The organism is Rhizobacter sp. P2_H2, assembly GCF_056403375.1.
Genome location: NZ_JBFUFP010000446.1, coordinates 1 through 4,251, shown reverse-complemented (window position 1 = coordinate 4,251; position 4,251 = coordinate 1). Strand labels below are relative to the sequence as shown.

General features: G+C 64.7%; 4 protein-coding genes and 1 pseudogene. 2 read left to right on the top strand and 3 right to left on the bottom strand.

The genetic code is table 11. The features are described from left to right. A partial coding sequence (locus AC1D15_RS20040; protein ID WP_477827354.1) for a hybrid sensor histidine kinase/response regulator occupies window positions 1-701 on the top strand: 701 nt, incomplete at its 5' end. 48 nt (window positions 702-749) lie between these two features. Here AC1D15_RS20040 and AC1D15_RS20035 read toward each other — a convergent pair. The 3 genes from AC1D15_RS20035 to AC1D15_RS20025 form a co-directional block, all read right to left on the bottom strand. After that, on the bottom strand, window positions 750-1,406 hold the full coding sequence (locus AC1D15_RS20035; RefSeq protein ID WP_477827353.1) for a hypothetical protein: 657 nt from the start codon (window positions 1,404-1,406) through the stop codon (window positions 750-752). A 32-nt stretch (window positions 1,407-1,438) separates the two neighbouring features. Further along, window positions 1,439-2,866, bottom strand: coding sequence for an Imm57 family immunity protein (locus tag AC1D15_RS20030; RefSeq protein WP_477827352.1), 1,428 nt, complete (start codon window positions 2,864-2,866; stop codon window positions 1,439-1,441). A 70-nt stretch (window positions 2,867-2,936) separates the two neighbouring features. Beyond that, window positions 2,937-3,818, bottom strand: coding sequence for a hypothetical protein (locus AC1D15_RS20025; RefSeq protein WP_477827351.1), 882 nt, complete (start codon window positions 3,816-3,818; stop codon window positions 2,937-2,939). Window positions 3,819-4,021: 203 nt separating this feature from the next. Between AC1D15_RS20025 and AC1D15_RS20020 the strand changes: the two are divergent. Then, a pseudogene (locus AC1D15_RS20020) lies at window positions 4,022-4,251 on the top strand (hypothetical protein); the annotation flags it as partial.

Below are 4,251 nucleotides of genomic sequence, written 5' to 3'. Positions count from 1 at the left end.
ACACGAACGAGGGCGGCCTGGTGGTGGTGGCGCGCAACCGGCGGCACCATGTGAGCATCGAGGTGTGGGACACCGGCATCGGCATGGCCGAGGACGAGCTGCCGAAGGTCTTCGACGAGTTCTACCAGGTGGGCAACCCGGGGCGCGACCGCACGCGCGGGCTGGGCATGGGCCTGGCGATCGTCAAGCGGCTGGTGGTGCTGATGGGGCACAAGCTGGAGGTGGCCTCGACGCCGGGGCGCGGCACGGTGTTCCGCATCCTGATCAAGCAGACCGAGCTGGTCGAGATGGACAACATGGTGATCGCCGCCGACACGGTGCCGGCCGCGGTCGACGCGAACCGCACGGTGCTGCTGATCGACGACGAGGAGATCATCCGCGACGGCATGCGCGAGCTATTGCAGACCTGGGGCTACCACGTGCTGACGGCCGGCACGATCCTCGAGGCCTGCACCGAGGTGCGCCGCCACGCCGGCGTGATCGACGTGGTGGTGTCCGACCTGCGGCTCGCGAACGACGAGGACGGCATCCAGGCGATCGAGCGGGTGCGCGAGTTCTACGGCGCGCCGCTGCCGGCGTTGCTGATCACCGGCGACACCTCGCCGGAGCAGGTGAAGCGGGTGCACGACAGCGGGCACCAGGTGCTGTTCAAGCCGGTGCGCACGCGGGAGCTGTATGCGGTGCTGAGGGCGGTGCCGTAGCTCGCGGCTCCGCCCCCACCGCCGGGCTCAGATGTTCGATGGCTTCCATCACGGCTGGTCGATGTACGCCTCACCGCCGGGCCACTGCACTGCCATCGTTCCGGGCAAAGCCTTCAACTCGGACTCGGCAAACGTCATCGCACACTCCATCGCGCTCAAGGCGTCGGAACCATGGATGTCGATGGCGTTTGGCATCAACCCGCGAATCAGCACCGAGCACGCGGCCTCTTCACCGGATCCCGTCGGACGAGGAAAACCAATTTCGATGCGGATATCCTTTCGACGGGCCGCCGCCGCGGCGTCAACCAACCACAGGTCCCGTTTGATGATCGTCGCGAACGTCTTGTCGGCCACAGCCTGGATGCAGTCGACACAAACTGGTTTCCTCTGCGCTAGGTAGACGCACTCCGGCAAAAATTGTCGATCAAGCAACCGCTCGCAGAGCGCGCAATGACCTGCTCTTCCAGGAGACAGCTCTGATCCTGTCTTCGCACAACGGAAGGGAACGATGTCCCTTCGGCTTGCTTCCGGATTTCTCGCGTACAGCGGATTGAGGACATCCAGGACGAGCATTCCCATGACTCTGCCGATCACGCTCCTGTAGGCAGTGAATTCCGCCTCAGAGCATCGATCCATCACCAAGCGGACCGATTCGTCCAAACGACCGATGATGTCGTTCAACTCGTCGCTGAGTTGCTTCGCCACGGATGTCTCCATATGCATCGTCTCCACAGCTCTCACGGACAAGAGTGCTCCGCGCGAAGGACGCCGAGCAGAGCCTCTTTCGCTGCAACGATTTCTGCCTCTTTCCTGCAAACCAGATCCGCCTCCGACGCCGGAAAGACGCCCGTGTGAGCACGTGTCACCACGCTGTACTCTGCAATGCACTGCTCTCTGAGTTCGCTCGCTCCGGTCACGCCGACCCACTTCTTCAGCTTCGCCCCCTTGCGCAAGACACTGCACGAGTAGTCTTCAGCCAAGCTGCCATCCAGCTTGAATCGAGCAAGTTCCGCCAGCGCCTTGAGCGATGCGGGGCTGCTGCGCGCGGCAATCAGGGCCAGTCCGAGCTCAGCCTGAGAAACGCCCAGACAGGGGCTCACTGCACATCGTGTCCTTGTCTGCTCACTCGCCCCCATCGCGATGCCGGCTGCCATGGCAACGTTGGCCATCCGAAGGTCGCCCTCTTCCTGCCCCCGCGCCCGTTTCGACTGTTCAGCACGTAGCGCTCTCAAGCGCTCATCTCGGTCCTGGCGGAGTGTCGAGTCGAGTCCCCTGCGAATGGCGGGCCACCCAGACTCCATGGTGCGCAGCAGCACCTTTGCGTGTCCAGGAGAAAACGACCTCAGGCCTGAAGCAACAGCGTCCGGGTGCTTCGCAAACACCGAAGCCAATGCCTCGGGGACTGTTTCATCCGCGGAGTTCTGGCGCGAGACCGCGTACGCCATGAGCAGGCGAAGCAAAGCCTCATCGAGCTGCTGATCAAGGAGATCCACGGCCCGACGAACGCACGGCAAAGCAGCCTCTTCGCTGTACTGCTCGTTCTGTCTGCGCAGGGCCTTGTACGTCGCTTCATCGCCCGAAATGACCGAACGTTTGAATCGCTCGTTCAGGTCGATGCCCTGTCGGAGAACCTGAATGACCTGCGCCTGGTTCTTCGACTGGCAGCCAGCGTCCGCCAGCGTCGGACACAAAAGCAGGATCGCTGTGAGAACCAGCGGCCACCTCATTGGGGGTACCTCACGATGACAGGAATCCCCTCCCAGCCGCTTGAGCTGCCCCGCGGCATCGTAGGTGTAGCGCGTGACGCGCCCGGCCACGTCGCGCGTCAGCAGCCGCTGCCGCAGGTCGTAGGTCTGCCGCGTGACGACACCGTTCGGATCGAYGCTCTCCAGCAACTTGCCCGACCGGTCGTAGCGCAGGTAGCGCGTGACGCGCCCRTCGCTCGCCGTCTCGCTCTGCAGGTCGCCGACCATGTGGTCGGCGGTCYTGTCCTCGTAGTAGGTCCAGGYCGTCGTCGTGCCGTCCGGCGCCGTCTCGGTGAGCTTCTGCCCGCGTGCGTTGTAGGTCCAGCTCCAGACCTTGGCGCCYGGCGGGTAGCCCGCCATCGCATTCAGCGGCAAGGCGAGTGAAACGATGACGGCAAGCCKTCTGGTGATGTCCAGCATGAATCCCCCTGATCTCTGTTGCGCTTGACGCGTCGCAGTCTTCAGAGGGKRTKTGCAGAAAATATGGAGATCACCCTTTCGGCAGTGCGCCGGGCTGTGGCAGCGGATCCGATGGCGGCCCGATCCTCAGCAGCACGTCGACCACGTTCTCGACCAGTCCCGAAGACTGCTCCCAGACGCGGTCGAGCGCGAAATGAGCATCCAGCGCCGCGCTGACCAACCCCTTCATGGCCCGCGTCAATTCGTGCGGCACACGGCCCGCGCCGCACAGTGCGTCGATCATCTCCAAGGCATGGCGCCTGATGTCTTCCTCGGAGCCGGCATGCATGCTGACCCTCAGCAGGCCCTGCAGCACGGGGCCGAGTTCGGCACTGCGCCAGAACAGGTCCGGCGACGACGTGTCCATGGCTTCGCGCAGCGACCCCAGGCGATCTGCAAACGCGGCGGCGTTCCCCTTGCGGGCGAATTTCTCGAAGCTCGCGTGATCGTTCGCCAGCAGGATCACCGCCAGCGCGCGTCGACGATCCGTCTCGTCCGACGTGCCGGGGGCGAGCGCGGACAGCAGGCGCCGGCTCACACCACCCCACAGCGTGTCCAGTGCGGCCATGCGATCCCCCTGCACGGGCAACGCCTCGATCGTGCGGGCCTCCCTCATCAGATCGCCCAGCAGGTCCTTGAAATTCAACGGCGCCCGCAGCTGCGGCTCGTTGCAGATCCTGACCTTCTTCGGTTCGGGCGCTGTCCCCTCCTGTTCGACCGGCTTGCGCTTGGCCACACGCTTGACCACGCCCTCGACCTGCGTCCAGATCACCTGTGCGGCGCCCTTCCTGGCCTTCACCACCTTCTCCGCCTTCCCGGGCTCCTCAGGCTTCACGTTGCGACCGTCGTCGGTCGTGTCCTCGTTCAGCAACAGCGGCTTCTTCAGGCGCAACTCATCGATCTTCCTCTTCATGAACCCACTCCTCTCGTTGTGACAGCCCCCTCTGTAACAACAGTCCCGCGGAAAGTTCGCGCCGCCCCGTCCCCCTAGAACCACCAGCGACTCACCTTGGTCACTTTGTGGCGCCGGGCACGCCTCTTAGCATCGCCCCGCGATTGCTCCCCAACGCAGCCCGCGGCATGGCGGCTCGCTTGCATCGAAAGGCATCTGTTGTGTTGACCTCTCCCGTTCGTGCGGGCTGCGTGGCGTTGGCCTGCGCGCTGCTCCTGGCCACCGGTGCCCACGCCCAATCGGCCACCACTGCCGACGGCCTCGCGCCGGCCAACAACCAGGCCCGCGACGCCCTCGCCCGCCAGCGCGACGCCGAAAGCCTCTTTTCCGTCAGCGCCGAAGGCAAGGCGCTCTACGCGCGCGACGTCGTCAAGCTCGACGGCTACGGCTACTG

Coding starts and splice junctions, on each gene's coding strand:
- AC1D15_RS20025 (WP_477827351.1), bottom strand. CDS start 3,818: ATGAAGAGGAAGATCGATGAGTTGCGCCTGAAGAAGCCGCTGTTGCTG.